General features: G+C 69.2%; 12 protein-coding genes, 5 tRNA genes and 1 pseudogene. 5 read left to right on the top strand and 13 right to left on the bottom strand.

The genetic code is table 11. The annotated features are described in order from the left end of the window. Nucleotides 1–2 precede the first annotated feature (2 nt). From HQM25_RS08895 to HQM25_RS08870, 6 genes and pseudogenes are all read right to left on the bottom strand, one after another. Nucleotides 3–554, bottom strand: a complete 552-nt coding sequence (locus tag HQM25_RS08895; protein WP_172989904.1) for an HIT family protein — start codon at nucleotides 552–554, stop codon at nucleotides 3–5. Next, nucleotides 551–2,559: pseudogene (thrS, locus tag HQM25_RS08890) on the bottom strand (threonine--tRNA ligase). Before thrS ends, HQM25_RS08895 begins: the two are co-directional and overlap by 4 nt. Before the next feature lie 247 nt (nucleotides 2,560–2,806). Then, nucleotides 2,807–2,882, bottom strand: a tRNA-Gly gene (locus tag HQM25_RS08885). Between the two features lie 55 nt (nucleotides 2,883–2,937). Next, nucleotides 2,938–3,009, bottom strand: a tRNA-Val gene (locus HQM25_RS08880). Nucleotides 3,010–3,037: 28 nt separating this feature from the next. After that, a tRNA-Cys gene (locus tag HQM25_RS08875) sits at nucleotides 3,038–3,108 on the bottom strand. A 54-nt stretch (nucleotides 3,109–3,162) separates the two neighbouring features. Next, nucleotides 3,163–3,235 (bottom strand) — tRNA-Gly (locus HQM25_RS08870). Between the two features lie 164 nt (nucleotides 3,236–3,399). Here HQM25_RS08870 and HQM25_RS08865 point away from each other — a divergent pair. Beyond that, nucleotides 3,400–3,475 (top strand) — tRNA-Val (locus HQM25_RS08865). Nucleotides 3,476–3,525: 50 nt separating this feature from the next. Here HQM25_RS08865 and HQM25_RS08860 read toward each other — a convergent pair. The 4 genes from HQM25_RS08860 to HQM25_RS08845 form a co-directional block, all read right to left on the bottom strand. Continuing rightward, on the bottom strand, nucleotides 3,526–4,005 hold the full coding sequence (locus HQM25_RS08860; protein ID WP_438803631.1) for a type II toxin-antitoxin system PemK/MazF family toxin: 480 nt from the start codon (nucleotides 4,003–4,005) through the stop codon (nucleotides 3,526–3,528). Between the two features lie 139 nt (nucleotides 4,006–4,144). Next, the gene (locus tag HQM25_RS08855) at nucleotides 4,145–5,368 is read right to left on the bottom strand and encodes an ammonium transporter (RefSeq protein ID WP_172989902.1); all 1,224 of its coding nucleotides are present in this window, start codon (nucleotides 5,366–5,368) and stop codon (nucleotides 4,145–4,147) included. Between the two features lie 190 nt (nucleotides 5,369–5,558). Then, entirely contained in the window at nucleotides 5,559–6,623 is a 1,065-nt protein-coding gene (zapE, locus tag HQM25_RS08850; protein ID WP_172989901.1) for a cell division protein ZapE, read from the bottom strand. Next, nucleotides 6,620–7,819 (bottom strand): alpha/beta hydrolase family protein, encoded by a 1,200-nt coding sequence (locus tag HQM25_RS08845; protein WP_172989900.1) that lies wholly within the window; start codon nucleotides 7,817–7,819, stop codon nucleotides 6,620–6,622. Before HQM25_RS08845 ends, zapE begins: the two co-directional genes overlap by 4 nt. A gap of 25 nt (nucleotides 7,820–7,844) precedes the next feature. Between HQM25_RS08845 and HQM25_RS08840 the strand changes: the two genes are divergently transcribed. From HQM25_RS08840 to HQM25_RS08825, 4 genes are all read left to right on the top strand, one after another. Then, the gene (locus tag HQM25_RS08840) at nucleotides 7,845–8,435 is read left to right on the top strand and encodes a DUF3000 domain-containing protein (protein WP_172989899.1); all 591 of its coding nucleotides are present in this window, start codon (nucleotides 7,845–7,847) and stop codon (nucleotides 8,433–8,435) included. Then, entirely contained in the window at nucleotides 8,428–9,627 is a 1,200-nt protein-coding gene (locus tag HQM25_RS08835) for a ribonuclease D (RefSeq protein ID WP_254359232.1), read from the top strand. Before HQM25_RS08840 ends, HQM25_RS08835 begins: the two co-directional genes overlap by 8 nt. Nucleotides 9,628–9,699: 72 nt before the next feature. Beyond that, on the top strand, nucleotides 9,700–10,905 hold the full coding sequence (locus tag HQM25_RS08830; RefSeq protein WP_172989897.1) for a thiolase family protein: 1,206 nt from the start codon (nucleotides 9,700–9,702) through the stop codon (nucleotides 10,903–10,905). A gap of 6 nt (nucleotides 10,906–10,911) precedes the next feature. Then, on the top strand, nucleotides 10,912–13,056 hold the full coding sequence (locus tag HQM25_RS08825) for a 3-hydroxyacyl-CoA dehydrogenase NAD-binding domain-containing protein (RefSeq protein ID WP_172989896.1): 2,145 nt from the start codon (nucleotides 10,912–10,914) through the stop codon (nucleotides 13,054–13,056). Nucleotides 13,057–13,097: 41 nt separating this feature from the next. On the opposite strand, the gene pepN is transcribed toward HQM25_RS08825, so the two are convergent. The 3 genes from pepN to HQM25_RS08810 all read right to left on the bottom strand — a co-directional run bounded on the left by pepN (nucleotide 13,098) and on the right by HQM25_RS08810 (nucleotide 20,614). After that, nucleotides 13,098–15,656, bottom strand: a complete 2,559-nt coding sequence (gene pepN / locus HQM25_RS08820) for an aminopeptidase N (protein WP_172989895.1) — start codon at nucleotides 15,654–15,656, stop codon at nucleotides 13,098–13,100. A gap of 59 nt (nucleotides 15,657–15,715) precedes the next feature. Beyond that, nucleotides 15,716–17,686, bottom strand: a complete 1,971-nt coding sequence (gene dxs / locus HQM25_RS08815) for a 1-deoxy-D-xylulose-5-phosphate synthase (protein ID WP_172989894.1) — start codon at nucleotides 17,684–17,686, stop codon at nucleotides 15,716–15,718. A 99-nt stretch (nucleotides 17,687–17,785) separates the two neighbouring features. Further along, the gene (locus HQM25_RS08810; RefSeq protein ID WP_172989893.1) at nucleotides 17,786–20,614 is read right to left on the bottom strand and encodes an aconitate hydratase; all 2,829 of its coding nucleotides are present in this window, start codon (nucleotides 20,612–20,614) and stop codon (nucleotides 17,786–17,788) included. Nucleotides 20,615–20,723: the final 109 nt, after the last annotated feature.

The raw sequence follows: 20,723 nt of genomic DNA, 5'->3' as shown, positions 1-20,723 counted from the left end.
GCTCAGGCCGGCCACGCCCCGGCGACCGCCTCGCGGACCTCCCCCAGCAGCTGCGGCAGGGCCTTGGTCCGCGCGATGATCGGGAAGAAGTTCGCGTCCGACGCCCAGCGCGGCACGACGTGCTGGTGAAGGTGCTCGTCGACGCCGGCACCGGCGACGCTGCCCTGGTTCATCCCGATGTTGAAGCCGTCGCAGCGGGAGACGCCGCGCAGCACCCGCATCGCCGTCTGGGTCATCTCGCCGATCTCGGCGACCTCCTCGGCGGTCGCCTCGTCGTACGTCGCGATATGGCGGTACGGGCAGATCAGAAGATGCCCGGAGTTGTACGGGAAGAGGTTGAGCAGCGCGTAGGCGGTGCGGCCGCGCGCGACGACGAGACCGTCCGCATCGGACTTCTCCGGGGCCTCGCAGAAGGGGCAGGCCTTGCGAAGCACCTCAGGGCCCGCGGCGATGTAGGCCATGCGGTGCGGCGTCCACAGGCGCTGGAAGCCGTCCGGCACGCCGGCGAGGCGGGTGGCATCCTCCGCCCGCTCCCCCGCCGGCGTGTCGGTCACGCGAGATCCTCGGCAGTGTCGACGAGGCGCTTCGCCTCGATCGACGCGAGGATGAGCGCAACGGCGTCGTCCACCGGCACCCCGTTGGTCTGCGAGCCGTCCCGGAAGCGGAACGACACGGTCCCCCGGAGCGGTCCTGCTCACCGGCGATCAGCTGCAGCGGCACCTTGTGCGTCGTGTGGGTGCGGATCTTCTTCTGCATCCGGTCGTCGGAGTGATCGACCTCGGCGCGGACGCCGGCGGCCCGCAGGCGCGCGACGATCTCGGACAGGTAGTCGGCGTACTCCTCGGCGACGGGGATGCCGACGACCTGGACGGGAGCCAGCCACACGGGGAATGCACCGGCGTAGTGCTCGACGAGGATCGCGAAGAAGCGCTCGATGGATCCGAACAGTGCACGGTGGATCATCACCGGGCGGTGCTTCGCGCCGTCCGGTCCGGTGTACTCGAGCTCGAAGCGCTCAGGCTGGTTGAAGTCGAGCTGGATCGTCGACATCTGCCAGGTGCGGCCGATCGCATCACGCGCCTGCACCGAGATCTTCGGCCCGTAGAAGGCCGCCCCACCGGGGTCGGGCACGAGCTCGAGTCCGGAGGACTCGGCGACCTCGCGGAGGGTCGCGGTGGCGTCCGCCCACAGCGCGTCGTCGCCGATGAACTTCGGGTTGCCCTCCTCCTTGGTCGACAGCTCGAGGTAGAAATCGTTCAGCCCGTAGTCGCGCAGCGTCTGGAGCACGAACTCGAGGCTGTGGGTGAGCTCGTCCTTGACCTGATCGGGGGTCACGTAGATGTGCGTGTCGTCCTGGGTCATGCCGCGCACACGGGTGAGCCCCGACAGCGTGCCGCTCTTCTCGTAGCGGTATACGGACCCGAACTCGCTCAGCCGCAGCGGCAGCTCGCGGTAGCTGCGACCCCGCGACCGGAAGATGAGGTTGTGGAACGGGCAGTTCATGGGCTTGAGGTAGTAGTCCTGGCCCTTTCGGGTGACGTTTCCCTCGTCGTCGTGCAACTCGTCCAGGTGCATCGGCGGGTACATGCCGTCGGCGTACCACTGCAGGTGGCCGCTGGTCATGAACAGGTCGCCCTTGGTGATGTGCGGGGTGTTCACGACCTCGTAGCCGTTGGCGAGGAGACGCTCGCGCATGTACCGCTCGATCTCGTAGCGGACGATGCCGCCCTTCGGGTGGAAGACCGCGAGGCCCGGACCGATCTCGTCGGGGAACGAGAAGAGGTCGAGCTCGACGCCCAGCTTGCGGTGATCGCGTCGCGCCGCCTCCTCGAGACGGTGCTGATACGCGCGCAGCTCGTCCTTCGTCGGCCACGCGGTGCCGTAGATGCGCTGCAGCTGAGGGTTCGTCTCGCTGCCGCGCCAGTACGCGCCCGCGACACGGGTGAGGTCCCACCCGTTGCCGACCATGCGGGTGCCGGGCACGTGAGGTCCGCGGCAGAGGTCCTTCCAGACCGTCTCGCCGTCGCGGGCGACGTTGTCGTAGATGGTCAGTTCGCCGGCGCCGACCTCGACGGAGGCACCCTCTGCGGCCTCGGCGCCGCCGCCCTTGAGGCCGATGAGCTCGAGCTTGAAGGGCTCGTCGACGAGCTCCGCACGGGCCTCGTCATCGGTCACGACGCGGCGCACGAAGCGCTGGCCCTCGCGGACGATGCGCTCCATCTCCTTCTTGATCGCCTTGAGGTCCTCCGGGGTGAAGGGCTCGTCGACGCCGAAGTCGTAGTAGAAGCCGTCCTGGATGGGAGGGCCGATGCCGAGGTTCGCCTGCGGCTTGATGCGCTGGACGGCCTGGGCGAGCACGTGCGCCGTCGAGTGGCGGAGTATGTCGAGGCCATCGGGGCTGCTGACGACGACGGGTTCGACGATGTCGTCGGCGGTCACCGTGGTGGCGAGGTCCTTCAGCTCGCCGTTGACGCGCAGCGCGACGACGGAGCGATCGGGGAACAGGGCGAAGCCGTCGGCGGGGTACGACACGTCCGACGGAAGGGCGAGGTCAGTCAAGGGAACTCTCCTGGGGTGGCTCGGATCAAGGCTACCCGGCGCGTCGCCGCGCGCGTGCGCGAGGGTGCCGGGGTTCGGCTCAGCTTCGGACGCTGCGGCGTCCTGCCCGCTCAGGCCTGGAGCGTTCGCGTGCCCGTGACGGCGACGATCGTCGCGATGGTCAGACGGCGCGGTTCCATGCCGCCCAGTGTACGCGGGGATGCCGGGGAAGACGAAAGCCGCCGGCCCGGGGCCGGCGGCTTGTTCATGGAGCGGATGACGAGACTCGAACTCGCGACCCTCACCTTGGCAAGGTGATGCGCTACCAACTGCGCTACATCCGCGTGCCGGATCGCTCCGGCCGACGAGAAAACCCCCGGATCTCCGGGGGCTCTGTCGTGCGCGATACTGGGATCGAACCAGTGACCTCTTCCGTGTCAGGGAAGCGCGCTACCGCTGCGCCAATCGCGCCTGAAAAGGCTATTCAGTTGAAGAGGCGAGGTGGCGACGGGATTCGAACCCGTGTAAACGGCTTTGCAGGCCGGTGCCTAGCCGCTCGGCCACGCCACCGCGTGTGGTTTGACCCCACGTGCCCGGCTTCCTGGCTGGAAACCTCTGCACTCGAGCGGATGACGAGACTCGAACTCGCGACCCTCACCTTGGCAAGGTGATGCGCTACCAACTGCGCTACATCCGCATTCCGTCCTCCGGATCTCTCCGGCGACTCCAAGAACATTACCTGATTCGCGTGCGAGCGCAAAACCGAGCGCGCCTCGCGCGTGTCACGTTCGCGTGGGTGGGAGTGGTCAACGACACCTGCCGGGATGGGCTAGTATCGTTACTCGTGCCCCTCGGGGACACGGGCGATTGGCGCAGTTGGTAGCGCGCTTCCTTCACACGGAAGAGGTCATCAGTTCGAGTCTGGTATCGCCCACCACGCGACGAAGGCCGCTGCTCCCGGGAGCAGCGGCCTTCGTCGCGTTCGACCTACTCCCCCACGGCCCATCCGTAGCGGCGGTGCAGCACGTCGGCGACGCGCACGAATCGGTCGAGATCCAGCGCCGCCGCCTCGCGACGCATCCCGCGCCGGTGCACGGAGTAGAGCTGATCGACGTCGACCCACGAATCGCGTCCGCGACCGTCCCACGGACCCGAACCGATCGCCAGATAGTCCCGGTCGCCCTCGTGCGACCTGCTCGTCAGTCGCACCGCGTAGACGCGGTCCGCGTCCTGCCGCCCGATCACGAGCACGGGACGGTCCTTGCCCCGCCCGTCGTTCTCGGCGTACGGCACCCAGGTCCACACGATCTCCCCCGCATCCGGGTCGCCGTCGCGCTCCGGCGCGTACGTGATGCGCAGGGCGTCGGCCGCGGGAGGGCGGATCTCCACGGTCGCCGTCGCGCCGGCGCGTCCGTCGATGGGCGCGGCGACGCGTGCGGACGAGCGTGCGGATGACGAGGGCTTCAGAAGCCTGGACAGGAAGCCGAGGATGCCGGTGCGCGCACTCACCCCTGCACCCTAGCTCCACGGGAGAGCAGCGACCGTGCGGACGCGGCGAGGGCGCCGCGGCTTTCGCCGCGACGCCCTCGCCGTGCTGTGGAGCAGATCAGACGCGCTCGTCGAGGAGGTAGCCCTCTTCGCCGTGCACGACGGTGTCGACACCGGCGAGCTCGTCCTCGTTCTTGATGCGGAAGCCGAGCGTCTTCTCGATCACGAAGCCGATGATGAACGCGACGATGAACGAGTAGAGCAGGACGCCCAGGGCGGCCACCGTCTGCGAGACCAGCTGGCCGGCGCCGCCGCCGAGGAACAGGCCGGTACCGGTGGCGAAGAAGCCGAGGTACAGCGTGCCGAGGATGCCGCCGACCATGTGGATGCCCACGACGTCGAGCGAGTCGTCGTAGCCGAGCTTCCACTTCAACTCGATCGCGAGCGCGCAGACGGCACCGGCGATGACACCGAGGAGCAGGGCCCAGCCGGGCGTGAGGTTCGCGCAGGCCGGGGTGATCGCGACGAGGCCGGCGACAGCACCCGAGGCGGCGCCCACCGACGTGGCCTTGCCGTCCTTGAGCTTCTCGACGATCAGCCAGCCGAGGATGGCCGCTGCGGTCGCGCCCAGGGTGTTCACGACGATGAGGCCCGCGCCGGTGTTCTCGGGGCCCAGCAGCCCGAAGGTGCCCTCGGCACCGGCGTTGAAGCCGAACCAGCCGAACCACAGGATCGAGGCGCCCAGCAGCGTCAGCGGCACGTTGTGGGGCTTCTGGATGCCCTTCTGGAAGCCGATGCGCTTGCCGAGCACGAGCGCGAGGGCGAGGGCCGCGGCACCCGCGTTGATGTGCACCGCGGTTCCACCGGCGTAGTCGATGACCGCCGGCAGGCCGGTGTTGTCGCCCCAGTTGAAGATCCAGCCGTCGCCCCAGACCCAGGCCGCGACGGGGAAGTAGACGACGGTCGCCCAGATGCCCGCGAAGATCATCCACGCGCCGAACTTGGCGCGGTCGGCGATCGAGCCCGAGATGAGCGCCACCGTGATGATGGCGAACGTGGCGCCGAAGGTGGCTCCCACGAGCGTGGCGCTGTCAGCGCCGGCCAGGCCGAAGTCGGCGAACGGGTTGCCCGAGAAGGCGAACGTGCCGCCGCCCAGGCTCATGTTGAACCCGTACAGGATCCACAGCACGCTGATCAGACCCAGTGCGCCGAAGCTCATCATCATCATGCTGACGACGCTCTTCGCCTTGACCAGGCCGCCGTAGAAGAAGGCGACGCCCGGGGTCATGAACAGAACCAACGCGGTTGCTGTGATCGACCACGCGAAATTTCCGCTATCCATGAGATTCCTCATCCATGTGTCGTGTTACTCGAGGTGCCGAAGCCGCCGCGTTTCGGGTCGCGGGCTGTCCGGGCGAAGCCAGTCTCCCGAGTGAGGATTTCGAGCGCCGTGCGTGTCGTGTTTCGCAACGGTTACGCGACCGACCCGAACGTAAACATCACGTTTCGGCTGGACGTGAGCGCGCCGAGAATCAGTGCGACGCGCGCGGTGCGGGAGATGACGCGAGGGTAGAGGCGACCAGGCGCGAGACCGCGCGGAGGTACTTCTTGCGGTAGCCGCCGGCGAGCATCTCGTCGGGGAACACGAGGTCGAGGGTGAGGCCGGTGGCGCGGATCGGCAGCTGCGCGTCGTACACGCGGTCGACGAACGCCACGAACCGCAGCGCGGCCGACTGATCCTCGAAAGGGTGGACATCGCGCAGCCCGACGAGATCCACTCCGTCGAGGAGCCGCACGTACCGAGAGGGATGCACGGTGGAAAGGTGCGAGACGAGCGCCTCGAAGTCGTCGTCCGATGCCACGGCCGTCGCGGCCGCGTCGGTGACGGCCCGCTCGTACGAGCCGGAGTCGAGGGCCACCGCGTGCCCGTCGACGGCGCGGTGGCGATAGTCGGTCCCGTCGATGCGGATGGTCTGGAAGCTCGCCGCCATCGCATGGATCTCCCGGAGGAAGTCCTGCGCCGCGAACCGGCCCTCACCGAGTGCGTTGGGCGGCGTGTTCGAGGTCGCCGCCAGCCGCGTCCCCGACGAGACGAGCTCGCCGAGCAGACGGGTCATCACCATCGTGTCGCCCGGATCGTCCAGCTCGAACTCGTCGATGCAGAGGAGATCAGCGCCACGGAACAGCTCGACCGTGCGCTGGTAGCCCATGGCGCCCACCAGGGCCGTGTATTCGATGAACGACCCGAAGTACTTCCGGCGGGCAGGCATGGCGTGGTAGATGGATGCGAGCAGGTGGGTCTTTCCCACACCGAACCCGCCGTCCAGGTACACGCCCGGCTTCATCTCCGGGGCGCGCTTGGCCCGGCGGAAGAGTCCGCCGCGCACCGGCGCGGCTCCCGCGCCGCCGGCGAAGGCGGTCAGCAGATCCTTCGCCTCCTGCTGGGAGGGGAAGTCGCCGTCGGCGCGGTACGACGCGAAGGACGCGTCGGCGAACTGCGGCGGAGGAACGAGAGCGTCGACCATCTCGGCGCCGGAGATCTGCGGCGCGCGATCGACCAGGTGGACGATGCCCGTGCGCGCGGCGTCCGCGCTCACGCGGTGCGCTCCGCACTGAATCCGTGCGTGTCGAGCCAGGTGCGGATGCGTCCGCTCCACCGCTCCTGGTCGTAGTTCCACAGCTTCGTGTGGCGGGCGACCTCGAACGTCTCCATCTCGACGATGTCCGGACGGGCGACGACGAGGTCGTGCGACGCATCGGAGGGCACGTAGCCGTCGTCGTCGCTGTGGAGGATGAGGACCGGATGGCGCAGCTCCGCCGCGCGCGCGACGATGTCGAGCCGGTCGAAGGGGATCGCTCCGCCGGTGCGGGTGACGGGCGAGGCCCAGTCCGACCCGAGCGCGCCGATGGCCATCCCCGTCACGGCGGACGGGACATGCAGCATGCGCGCCTGGTAGTCCAGCACGATCCGCCAGTCGATCACCGGCGACTCCAGCAGCACGCCGGCGATGATGTCGCGGTGCGCGGAGTTCAGTGCGAGCTGGAGAGCGATCGCTCCGCCCATCGACCAGCCCATGAGGAGGATGCGCCGGGCGCCCCGCCGTCGGGCGAAGCCGACCGCGGCATCCACATCGCGCCATTCGGTCGCACCGAGGGTGTAGGAGCCGGCCCGGCTGCGCGGCGCCTCGCCGTCGTTGCGGTACGAGACGAGCAGCGACGTGATCCCTGCGGCGTGGAAGACGGGCACGGCGCGCAGGCACTCGACGCGGTTGGTGCCGCGCCCGTGGATCTGGATGACCCAGACGTCTCCGTCGCCGGCCGGGAACTGCCACGCCGGGCACGGGCCTACGGCTGAGCCGATCAGCTCGGGGCTGTAGGGCAGCTGAAGCTGGTCGGGCCGGTCGTAATACCACCCGCTGAAGGCCGCATCGGCGGCGAGCTGCGCGGTGTCGGGCACGTGGGTCAGGAGCTTCCTGGTGACCGTCGCGTCGTTCTCGGAGAGAACCGAGCCGAGCTTCACGTACGCGCTCGTGCCCGTGGTGAACAGGCCGTACCGGCCGGGAAGGGCGGTGTCGGGGGTGCGGCTGAGCGTGATGGTCTGCGCGCTCGTGTCGAGCGCGACGATGCGGGTGTCGGGCACCCGTCCGGCCGGAGTGACGACTTTGCGCGCCATGCGCAGCGCCGCGAGCGAGAACAGCGCGAGCGAGGCCGCCAGCGCAGCGCTCAACAGGGTGAGCGACGTGCGGATCGCGGCGATGAATGCGGGAGAGGCGGCGCGCCTGGAGGAGACCATCGAGGCATCACTCTAGTCTGTCGACGTGGCCGAGGACCGTGATCCACCGTCGTCGGCGGCGTTCGCACGCGCCGCCGAGCAGGTGCGCGCCACCGCCTTCCGAGCGGATCTGGCGGTGCACGAGATCTCCGCTCCGAATGGCCTCGCACCCGCGGCGATCGCCCTGGCCGGGGATGTGCGGCCCGACGAGGTGACGGGCGATTCCGTCTACGGGACGGGGCGCTTCGTGCTGCTGCACGACCACGACGAGCCCGCGCAGTGGAACGGGCCATGGCGCATCGTGACCTTCGCTCAGGCGCCGTTCGAGCCGGAGATCGGCGCCGACCCCCTCGTGATGGATGTGGCCTGGGCGTGGCTGACCGATGCGCTGGACTCCCGGGGTGCGGGGTACCATTCGGCTTCGGGGACCGTGACGAAGACCCAGTCCAAAGGATTCGGCTCACTCGCCGCCGAAGGCGACGGGGCGCAGATCGAGTTGCGCGCGTCGTGGTCCCCGCACGGAGCGCTGACGCCGCATGTCGAGGCGTGGGCGGAGCTCGTGTGCATGCTGGCGGGGCTCCCGCCCGGATCGGAAGGAATCGCGATGCTCGGAACGCGCAGGTCGCCGCGTGGGTGACTACCGCGTGATCGATGGCCTCGACGGCCTGGAGGAAGCGGCGGACCGTCTTCGGGCGGGGACAGGTCCGGTTGCGGTCGACGTCGAGCGGGCGTCGGGGTTCCGGTACTCGCAGCGGGCCTACCTCGTGCAGGTCTTCCGCCGCGACGCCGGCGTCTTCCTGTTCGATCCCCCGCCCATCGAGGACTTCACGTCCCTGCAGGACGCCATCGGCGAGGTGGAGTGGATCCTCCACGCCGCCAGTCAGGACCTTCCGTCGCTGCGCGAGCTCGGACTGGAGCCGCCTTCGATGTTCGACACGGAACTGGCCGCGCGGCTGCTCGGCCACGAGCGGGTGGGACTGGGTGCGGTCGTCGAAGACGCCCTGGGCATCACGCTCGCCAAGGCGCACTCGGCCTCCGACTGGTCCACCCGTCCGCTCCCCCAGGATTGGCTCGAGTACGCCGCGCTCGATGTGCTCCATCTGGTGGACGTGCGCGATGTGCTCGTCGAAGAGCTCGCCGAGCAGGGCAAGTCCGCGTTCGCGCGCGAGGAGTTCCAGGCGGTGCTCGATCGTGCGCCCAAGCCTGCCCGCGAAGACCCCTGGCGCCGTCTGAGCGGCCTGCACACCGTGCGCGGCCGGCGGTCGCTGGCGGTCGCGCGGGCCCTGTGGACAGCACGCGAGGAGTACGCGCGCGAGCAGGATGTCGCACCGGGCAGGCTCGTTCCCGACCGATCCCTCGTCGCCGCGGTGCTCGCCGATCCGCCGTCCAAGCAGGCGCTGGCCGGGCTGAAGGAGTTCACCGGCCGCGCCAGCCGATCGCAGATCGATCGCTGGTGGGCCGCGATCGAGGCGGGGCGCGCGGCGAAGGATCTCCCTCCCGAGCGCGCATCGGGCGGCGACTCCCTCCCGCCTCCGCGGGCGTGGGCGGACCGCAACCCGGCAGCGGACGCGCGCCTGAAGGCCGCACGGCCCCAGGTCGAGCAGCGCGCCGAGGCGCTGTCGATGCCGACCGAGAACCTCCTCACACCGGAGCTGCTCCGCCGCGTCGCGTGGCAGCCGCCGGCGGACCTGACGGCATTTTCGATCGGCGAAGCGCTCATCGCCCTGGGTGCGCGGGCATGGCAGGTTGAGCAGACTGCACAGGTCATCGCGCAAGCCTTTGTGGATTCCGTGCAATCGACGTCGGGCGCCCCGGAGAGCGCTTCGTAGGTTCGACCCAACCGATTCATCCCCGTTCCGACCGGCTCCTAGGCTGACGGCATCCCTATTTTTGGAGGCAGAGTGGCCGAGATTTCGGACGTCTTCTTCGTCGATGGAATGCGCACCCCCTTCGGGCGCGCCGGCGAGAAGGGCATGTACTGGAACACCCGATCGGACGATCTTGCAGTGAAGGCGACGATCGGCCTGATGGAGCGGAACCCGAGCGTTCCCAGGGACCGGATCGACGACGTCGCCATCGCCGCGACCTCGCAGACCGGCGACCAGGGCCTGACCCTCGGCCGCTCGGTCGCGATCCTCGCGGGGCTCCCCCAGTCGGTGCCCGGCTTCGCGATCGACCGCATGTGCGCCGGCGCGATGACGAGCGTGACGACGATGGCCGGCTCCATCGGCATGGGCATGTACGACCTCGCCCTCGCCGGCGGCGTCGAGCACATGGGTCACCACCCGATCGGCGGCAACGCGGATCCCAACCCCCGCTTCGTCGCGGAACGCATGGTGGACCCGGGAGCGCTCAACATGGGCGTGACCGCAGAGCGGATCTTCGACCGCTTCCCGCACCTGACCAAGGAGCGCTCCGACCGCTTCGGCATGCTGAGCCAGCACAAGGCGCAGGCCGCGTACGACGCAGGCAGGATCCAGCCCGACCTGGTGTCGGTGGCGATCAAGGATGCCGACGGCTCGTGGGGCCTCGCCACCGAGGATGAGGGCCGTCGTCCGCAGACGACCATGGACGACCTCGCCGCTCTCAAGACGCCGTTCCGGCCGCACGGGCGGGTCACCGCCGGCACCTCCTCGCCTCTCACCGACGGCGCGACCATGTCGCTGCTGGCGGGCGGCGCCGCCGTCAAGGAACTGGGCCTCGCGCCCAAGATGCGCATGGTGTCGTTCGCGTTCGCGGGCGTGCAGCCCGAGATCATGGGCATCGGCCCGATTCCGTCCACCGAGAAGGCACTGCGCCGGGCGGGCCTGACCATCGACGACATCGGCCTGTTCGAGCTGAACGAGGCGTTCGCCATCCAGGTGATCTCGCTCCTCGACCACTTCGGCATCGCCGATGACGACCCGCGTGTGAACCAGTGGGGCGGCGCCATCGCACTGGGCCACCCGCTCGCGGCATCCGGCGTCCGTCTCATGATCCAGCTGGCGGCCCAGTTCGCCGAACGTCCCGATGTGCGCTACGGCCTCACGGCGATGTGCGTGGGCCTCGGCCAGGGCGGCTCGGTCGTCTGGGAGAACCCGCACTTCGACGGCAGGAAGCGGAAGTAATCACCGATGACGAACTACGACGAGATCGACTTCTCCCCCATCCTGGCGCTCACCGAGGGCGAGGTGATCACGCACTCCCGCGTGCGCGACATCCGGCTCGCCTCGGGAAAGGTGCTCGCGTTGATCACGCTGGACAACGGCCGCGATCACACCCGTCCGAACACCCTCGGCCCGGCGACGATGTTCCAGCTGGGCGAGACGCTGACCGCACTCGCCCAGCGTGCCGCGGCCGGTGAGATCCAGGCCGTCGGCATCACCGGCAAGCAGTACATCCTCGCCGCCGGCGCCGACCTGTCCGACATCACCAAGGTCGGCTCGAAGGACAACGCGCGCCTGGTCGCGCAGCTCGGCCACAAGGTGTTCGGACAGCTCACGGAGCTGGGCGTGCCGACGTTCGCATTCGTCAACGGCCTCGCCCTGGGCGGCGGTCTCGAGATCGCGCTGAACTCGACCTACCGCACGGTGGATTCCTCCGCTGCCGCGATCGCGCTCCCCGAGGTGTTCCTCGGGATCATCCCCGGCTGGGGCGGTGCGTATCTGCTGCCCAACCTCATCGGCATCGAGAACGCGCTCGAGGTGGTCATCTCCAACCCTCTCAAGCAGAACCGCATGCTCAAGCCGCAGCAGGCGTTCGACTACGGGGTCGTCGACGCGATCTTCCCGGCCGCGAACTACCTCGAGGACTCGCTGCGCTGGGCCGATGGCGTGCTCACCGGCAAGGTCAAGGTCGAGCGGAAGAACGAGCCCGGGAAGATCGAGCGCCTGACCAAGTGGCCCATCGCCATCAAGATGGCGCGCGGGATGCTCGAGTCGAAGATCGGCACGGTTCCGCGCTCCCCCTACGCCGCACTCGACCTGCTCGACAAGGCGAAGGGCGGCACGAAGGCCGAAGGCTTCGCCCGCGAGGATGAGGCGCTGGCCGATCTCGTCGCCGGCGACCAGTTCGCGGCATCCATGTACGCGTTCGACCTCGTGCAGAAGCGTGCCAAGCGTCCCGTCGGAGCCCCCGACAAGGCGCTGGCCAAGAAGGTCACCAAGGTCGGAATCATCGGGGCGGGCCTCATGGCCAGCCAGTTCGCGCTCCTGTTCGTGCGCAAGCTCCAGGTTCCCGTGCTCATCACCGACATCGACCAGGCGCGCGTCGACAAGGGCATCGCCTACATCCACGACGAGATCGGCAAGCTCGAGGCGAAGGGGCGCCTTGACGGCGATGCCGCGAACAAGCTCCGATCGCTGGTCACGGGCACGACCGACAAGAGCCTCTACGCCGACTGCGACTTCGTGATCGAAGCCGTCTTCGAAGAGGTCGGCGTGAAGCAGCAGGTCTTCGGCGAGATCGAGCAGATCATCGCCGAAGACGCGATCCTCGCGACCAACACCTCCTCGCTGTCGGTGGAGGAGATCGGCGCGAAGCTGGCCCACCCGGAACGTCTCGTCGGCTTCCACTTCTTCAATCCGGTCGCGGTGATGCCTCTCATCGAGATCGTGAAGACCCCCCGCACCGCCGAGGCGGCGCTGTCCACGGCGTTCGTCGTCGCCAAGGGACTCGGCAAGAACGCGGTGCTCACCGCCGACGCGCCCGGCTTCGTGGTGAACCGACTGCTCGCCAAGGTCATGGGCGAGGCGGCCCGCGCGGTCTACGAGGGCACGCCGGTCGCCGAGGTCGAGAAGGCGTTCGCGCCGCTCGGGCTGCCGATGGGTCCGTTCCAGCTCATCGATCTCGTGGGATGGAAGGTTGCCGCGCACGTACAGGACACGATGGTGCGGGCGTTCCCGGAGCGCTTCTACGCGAACGAGAACTTCCACGCTCTGGCCGAGCTGCCCGAGGTCGTCGAGAAGGACAAGGGCGGGCGGGTCACCGGCTGGACGAAGGCGGCGGAGAAGGTGCTCAAGCCCGCTGTCGGCACCCAGCCGGCCGCGCCGGCGACGATCCTCGCCCGCGTGCAGGACGGGCTCGCCCAGGAGATCAAGATCATGCTCGACGAGGGTGTGGTTCCCGAGGTCGAGGACATCGACCTGTGCCTCATCCTCGGGGCAGGATGGCCGTTCATCGATGGCGGGGCATCCCCCTACCTCGATCGTGAGGGAGCATCGGAGCGCGTCTTCGGGGCGACCTTCCATGACCCCGTGATCCGCGGCATCGGCGGCTGACCGACAGAAGGGGCGCGTCCGGCCGGGCGCGCCCCTTCTCGTCACGCGCCCGCTTGCAGGTGCGCCGCGGCGCGCGACTGCGCGGCACGCACGCGAAGGTCCCGGGCCAGCCCATCGCGCTGCTCGAGCACGATGCGCCGCAGCGCCGCGGGCGCGTCGGCGTTGGCGTCGAGCCACGCGTCGGCGGCGTCCAGCGACTCCGAGGCCGGAAAGAGACCCCGCACGAGGCGACGTGCGATCTCGATGCTGCGCTGCGACCACACGGGCCGGATACGCGAGAAGTAGTCGTCGTCGAACGCGGCGACGAGGTCCCTGCGCCCGCCCGCGCGGACGCCCGCGATCGTCGCATCCAACTCGTCGTTGCTGAGCGCCGCGTCGTTCCACGCCGCGGACCATGCCTGTGCGCGGACATCGGCATCGGGCCGGGCGGCCAGCGCGGTGCGATGCGCCAGTCGTCCGACCGCCGTCGGGTCCGCCGCGAGCTCGGCGTCGACCTCCGCGACCGTGGCATCGCCGGTGCTGCTGAGGGCGATGAGCCAGAGCCAGCGCAGATCGGCATCGAGGGAGAGCCCTCGCGGGGCGTCGGCCTCGCCGGAGAGCAGATGGCGAAGCTCGCTCGCGCGCGCGGCGCAGGCCGTCGCCGCCGCTCCGACGCCTCGGGCCCAGGCCAGCTGCGCGTCGCTGCCGGGCGCGGCATCCCACAGCGCCGCCCAGGCCGTCTCGAGCCACTGCGCCGCGAGTTCCTCGCGCGCCGCATCGGCGGCATAGTGCGCGACGGCGAACCGGCCGTGCGCGATCGCGTCGGCCAGCAGCGCGGTGTTCGTCTCGGTCGGCGCGTGACGGCCGACGATGCCGAGATAGCGCGCCACCGCCAGCTCGCCGTCGCGCACGGCGTTCCACAGGGCCGCCCACACGACCGAGCGCGCGAGGGGATCGTCGAGCGTCGCCAGGCTCCGTTCCACCGCGTCGACCGAGCGCGCGTCGAGCCGCACCTTCGCGTAGGTGCGGTCGTCCACGTTCGGGATGATGAGCAGGATGCCGTCGAGGGCCGCCGCTGCGACCGGAAGCGCCGTGCGCTCGCCGACGATGTCGATCTCGACGCGATCGCGGTGCACCAGCCGACCACGGTGTTCCCCGTAGAGTCCGACGGAGACCCGGTGCGGACGCGGATCGGTCTGCACCACGGCGGCCTCGCCCGTGGCCGAGCGTTCCACACGCAGCTCGGAGACCCCGGTCGTCTGGAGCCACGCGTGGCTCCAGACGCCGAGCTCGCGTCCCGAGGCAGCCTCCAGCGCCGCCAGCAGGTCGGGAAGGGTCGTGTTGCCGTACGCGTGCTCGGCGAAGTAGCGCTGCGCCCCACGGAAGAAGGCGTCCTCTCCGACGAAGGCCACCAGCTGCTTGAGCACGGATGCGCCCTTCGCGTAGGTGATGCCGTCGAAGTTGAGCTTCGCCGCCTCGAGGTCGGGGATCTCGGCCACGATCGGGTGCGTCGTCGGCAGCTGGTCCTGCTCGTACGCCCAGCCCTTGCGCCGGCTCGCGAAGGTGACCCAGGCGTCGGGGAACCCGCCCGCCTCGACCGCGGCATGAGCTCCCATGAAGTCGGCGAACGACTCCTTCAGCCACAGATCGTTCCACCACGTCATCGTGGTCAGATCGCCGAACCACATGTGCGCCATCTCATGCAGGATCGTGTTCGCGCGTGCTTCGTGCTGGGCCAGCGTGGATGCGCCGCGGAACACGTACGCCTCGGTGAAGGTCACCAGCCCCGGGTTCTCCATGGCGCCGAGGTTGTACTCGGGCACGAAGATCTGGTCGTACTTGCCCCACGGGTACGGCTGCGCGAAGGCCGCCGTGAAGAACGAGAGTCCCCTGCGGGTGACGTCGAGGATCTCGTCGGCGTCGAGGTGCTCGGCAAGGGACGCGCGGCACAGCACCCCCAGGTCGACACGGGCCCGGCCGTCGTCCGCCGCCCACTCCCCGGTGACCCGGTGATACGGGCCGGCCGCGACGGCGGTGACGTAGCTGGAGAGCGGGGGCGTCTCGGCGAACGACACCACGGCGTCGTCGCCGCGCTCGTCGCGGGAGATCTGCGCACCGTTGCCGAGAACCACCCAATCGGCGGGCGCCGTTACGCGCACGCTCCAGCGCGCCTTGAGGTCGGGCTGCTCGAAGCACGGGTACACCCGGCGGCAGTCCGCCGGCTCGTACTGCGTGTACAGGTAGACCGCGCCGTCCACCGGGTCGACGAACCGGTGCATCCCCTCGCCCGAGCGGCTGTAGAGCCCGCGGCCCGCGATCGTCACGACATTGCTCGCGCGCAGTCCCGAGAGCCTCACCCGCGCGCCATCCCAGTCGACTCGGTGCGACTCGCCGTTGACCACCACCTCGTCGACCGACTCGCCGATGAAATCGACCCACGTCCGGTCGCCCTCCGCATCGAAAGTCAGCGTCGTCGTCGTCGCAAAGCTCGCCCGCGTCAGGTCGCGCGCCTCGCGAAGATCGAGGGCGACAGATGCGGTGTGGAGCGTGATCCGCTCGGCCCGGGCCGAGGTCTCGTCACGGGTGAGGACGGCGGAGCGGTCGTGGTCGGAAGCGCGCATCCCTCCATGTTTTCACGCCCGCGAACCCCAGACGGACCGGGTGAGCAGCGGCGGAAGCGTCAGGCCAGGTCGGTGTCGTCGCCGTCGGGCACGCGCGTCAGACGCTGCACCGGTATCTCGCTGGTCTGCGCTCCCCGGGCCACGGGGATGCGCGTGCCGAGCACCTGCGCGACGACGTCCTGGGCGATCTTCGCGGGGGTGAGCCCGGCGTCTTCGAGGATCTGCTCGCGGCTGGCATGGTCGATGAACTCGTCGGGCACGCCGAGCTCGTCGACAGCGGTGTCCACGCCTGACTCGCGCAGCACCTGGCGCACGCGCGTGCCGATCCCGCCGACACGGATGCCGTCCTCGATCGTGATGACCAGACGATGGGATGCCGCGAGGCGGACGACCGAGGGCTGCACCGGGACGACCCAGCGCGGATCGATCACCGTCGCGCCGATGCCCTGATCGCGCAGCCGCTCCGCGACAGCCACGGCGATGTGCGCCATGGGGCCGATGCCCACCAGCAGCACGTCCTCGGCCTCGGAGCGCACCAGCACATCGACGCCGTCATCGAGACGCTCCAGAGCCGGAAGCTCCGCGCTCACCGCGCCCTTGGGGAAGCGGACGACCGTCGGCGCGTCGGAAACCGCGACAGCCTCGCGCAGCTCCTCGCGCAATCGGGTCTCGTCGCGCGGCACGGCGATGCGGATGTGCGGCACGATCTGCAGCATCGCCAGATCCCAGATGCCGTGGTGGCTGGGTCCGTCGGGACCGGTCACACCCGCACGGTCGAGCACGAAGGTGACCCCGGCGCGGTGCAGCGCGACATCCATCAGCACCTGGTCGAACGCTCTGTTCATGAACGTCGCGTAGATGGCGACGACGGGGTGGAGACCCCCGAAGGCGAGGCCGGCCGCGGAGGCGACCGCGTGCTGTTCGGCGATGCCGACGTCGAAGACGCGCTCGGGGAATCGCTGCGCGAACGGAAGCAGACCCGTCGGGCGCAGCATCGCCGCGGTCATCGCGATGATGTCCTCGCGCTCTTCGCCGACGGCCACGAGTTCGGAGGCGAACACCTCGGTCCACGCCTGCGCACCGGAGGAGCCGCCGATGGTGACGCCCGTCACGGGATCGATCCGGCCGACGGCATGGAACTGATCGGCTTCGTCGTCGAGGGCGGGCTGGAAGCCGCGCCCCTTCTCGGTGATCGCATGCACGATCACCGGCGCCCCATACGACTTCGCGAGCTTCAGCGTCTCGATGAGCGCGGCGATGTCGTGGCCGTCGACAGGGCCGAGGTACTTGATGTCGAGGTTCGAGTAGAGCGCCGCGTTGTTGGTGAACCGGGAGAGGAACCCGTGCGTGCCGCCGCGAACGCCGCGATAGAGCGCACGCCCCGCCGGACCGAATTTCGAGAAGAGAGTCGTCGATCCCCGACGCAGGCTCTCATAGCTGTCGGCCGTGCGGACGCGGTTGAGGTAGCGGGCCATCCCGCCGATCGTGGGCGCGTACGAGCGGCCGTTGTCGTTGACGATGATGACGAGATTGCGGTCGTTGTCGTCGGAGATGTTGTTCAGCGCCTCCCACGTCATGCCGCCGGTCAGCGAGCCGTCGCCCACGACGGCGACGACGTGCCGGTCACGCCGGCCGGTGCGCGTGAGCGCGCGAGACACGCCGTCGGCCCAGCTGAGGGAGCTCGATGCGTGCGAGGACTCGACGACGTCGTGCTCGCTCTCCGCGCGCTGGGGGTAGCCGGCCAGTCCTTCCCGCGTGCGCAGGCCGCTGAAGTCCTGACGACCGGTGAGCAGCTTGTGCACGTAGGACTGGTGCCCGGTGTCGAAGATGATCGGATCGGCGGGCGAGTCGAAGACGCGATGCAGCGCGATCGTCAGCTCCACGACCCCGAGGTTCGGTCCGAGGTGTCCGCCGGTGCGGGACACGTTCTCGACGAGGAACTCTCGTACTTCGGTGGCCAGCTCACCCAGCTGGGCGACGCTCAGCGCATCGAGATCACGGGGGCCGGTGATCGTCCTCAACAACGACATTCCCGCTCCTTTCCGGGCCCGGAAGGGCCAGTCCAGTGTACCTGCGGACACGGCGGAGGGCCGGATGCCACAGCACCCGGCCCTCCGCGACGATGGGTGTCAGACGAGAGAACGCAGCACGTACTGCAGGATCCCGCCGTTGCGGTAGTAGTCGGCCTCACCGGGGGTGTCGATGCGCACGACAGCCTCGAAGACGACCGGCTCCTTGCCCGCGGGCGAGAACTCGCTCGGCGCGGCGGTGACCGTGACCGTCTTGGGGGTCTCCCCCGCGTTCAGCTGCTCGAGGCCCTCGATCGAGACGATCTCGGTGCCGTCGAGGCCCAGCGACTTCCAGCTCTCGCCGGCGGGGAACTGCAGCGGCACGACCCCCATGCCGATGAGATTCGAGCGGTGGATGCGCTCGAAGCTCTCGGTGATGACGGCCTTCACGCCGAGCAGGCTCGTGCCCTTGGCCGCCCAGTCGCGCGACGAGCCCGAGCCGTACTCCTTGCCGCCGAAGACGACGAGCGGGGTGCCCTGCGCCTGGTAGTTCATGCTCGCGTCGTAGATGTACGACTGCGGGCCGCCCTCCTGCGTGAAGTCGCGCGTGAAGCCGCCCTCGACGATCTGTCCGTCGTTGACGGCCGAGACCAGCTCGTTCTTCAGGCGGATGTTCGCGAAGGTGCCGCGGATCATGACCTCGTGGTTGCCGCGGCGCGAGCCGTAGGAGTTGAAGTCCTTCTGCCCGACACCGTGCTCGGTGAGGTACTGCGCGGCGGGAGTGCCCGCCTTGATGTTGCCGGCGGGGCTGATGTGGTCGGTCGTGACGGAATCGCCGAGCGTCGCCATCACGCGCGCTCCGTGGATGTCGGAGACCGGCGTCAGCTCCATCGTCATCCCGTCGAAGTACGGCGCCTTGCGCACGTAGGTCGAGTCGGCGTCCCACTCGAAGACGGGGCCGGTCGGGGTGGGGAGGTTCCGCCAGCGGTCATCGCCCTCGAAGACGGTCGCGTACTGGGTGATGAACTGCTCACGGGAGATCGAGGAGTCGATGATCTCCTGCACCTCGTCGGGAGCGGGCCAAATGTCCTTGAGGAACACCTCGGCGCCGGAGGAGTCCTTGCCCAGCGGGTCGGTCTCGAAGTCGAAGTTCATCGAACCGGCCAGCGCGTACGCGACCACCAGCGGTGGCGAGGCGAGGTAGTTCATCTTCACATCGGGGCTGATGCGTCCCTCGAAGTTGCGGTTGCCCGAGAGCACCGCGGTGACCGCGAGGTCGTTGTCGTTGATGGCGGCCGAGACCTCCTCGATCAGCGGACCGGAGTTGCCGATGCAGATGGTGCAGCCGTAGCCGACCGTGAAGAAGCCGAGTCCCTCGAGCGCCTTGTCCAGTCCCGACTTCTCGTAGTAGTCCGTGACGACCTTCGAGCCGGGGCCGAGCGTGGTCTTGACCCACGGCTTGCTCTTGAGGCCCTTGTCGAGCGCCTTCTTCGCCAGCAGGCCGGCGGCGATCATGACCGACGGGTTCGACGTGTTCGTGCAGGAGGTGATGGCGGCAAGCGCCACGGCACCATGGTCGAGGGTGAACGCATCGCCTGCGGCCGTCGTGACCGGAGTGGGCTTGGACACCGACACGGGGGCGTGCGAGTGGTGGTGGTGCTCGTGGTGGCTGTGCTCGTCCTCGGGGGTGAACCCGGGCGGGTCGGACGCCGGGAACGACTCCGAGATCGTCAGGTCGACGAGGTCGTGGTCGGCGTCGGCGTAGTTGGTGAGGTCGGCGTTGAACTGCGTCTTCGCCTCGGCGAGCAGGATGCGGTCCTGCGGACGCTTGGGTCCGGCGATGGAGGGGACGACCGTCGACAGGTCGAGCTCCATGTACTCGCTGAACACGAGCTCACGTGCCGGGTCGTGCCAGAGCGACTGCTCCTTGGCGTACGCCTCCACGAGGGCGACCGTCTGCTCGTCGCGCCCGGTGAGGCGCAGGTACTCGAGCGTCACGTCGTCGATGGGGAACATGGCGGCCGTCGAGCCGAACTCGGGGCTCATGTTCCCGATGGTGGCGCGGTTGGCCAGCGGAACCGAGGCGACGCCCTCGCCGTAGAACTCGACGAACTTGCCGACGACGCCGTGCTTGCGGAGCAGGTCGGTGATCGTGAGCACGACGTCGGTCGCGGTCACGCCCGCCGGGATCTCGCCGGTGAGCTTGAAGCCGACCACGCGCGGGATCAGCATCGACACGGACTGGCCGAGCATGGCCGCCTCGGCCTCGATGCCGCCGACGCCCCAGCCGAGCACGCCCAGGCCGTTGACCATCGTGGTGTGGGAGTCGGTGCCGACGCACGTGTCCGGGTAGGCCCGCAGCACTCCACCGACGTTGCGGTCGTAGATGACCTTGGCGAGGTGCTCGATGTTGACCTGGTGGACGATGCCGGTCCCGGGGGGCACGACCTTGAAGTCGTCGAAGGCGGTCTGGCCCCAGCGGAGGAACTGGTAGCGCTCGCCGTTGCGCTCGTACTCGATCTCGACGTTGCGCTCCAGCGCGTTCTCCGAGCCGAACAGGTCGGCGATGACCGAGTGGTCGATGACCATCTCGGCCGGCGACAGCGGGTTGATGCGGCTGGGGTCTCCGCCGAGCGCCGTGACGGCCTCGCGCATCGTGGCGAGGTCGACGATGCAGGGCACGCCGGTGAAGTCCTGCATCACCACGCGCGCGGGCGTGAACTGGATCTCCGTGTCGGGCTCGGCGTCGGGATTCCACGAGCCGAGCGCACGGATCTGCTGCTCGGTGACGTTGGCGCCGTCTTCGGTGCGCAGGAGGTTCTCGAGCAGCACCTTGAGGCTGAAGGGCAGCTTCTCGAAGCCCTCGACCTTGTCGATGCGGAAGATCTCGTAGTCGGTGCTGCCGACCGTCAGGGTGCTCTTCGCACCGAAGCTGTCAACCGTGGACACGCGGGTCTCCTTCGTCGGCGGGGGCGATGCGATTCGCCACCGCCCATCTTCCCCCGCTCCGCGGTTCGCTGCCAGTGAGGGCGGCCTTACCGGAGCCGGGGCGAAATTA

The sequence above is a fragment of the Microbacterium hominis genome (genome assembly GCF_013282805.1).
Classification (GTDB): Bacteria; Actinomycetota; Actinomycetes; order Actinomycetales; family Microbacteriaceae; genus Microbacterium; species Microbacterium hominis_B.
Note: the sequence above shows the minus strand (reverse complement) of the source record. Positions and strands in the feature narration are given on the sequence as shown.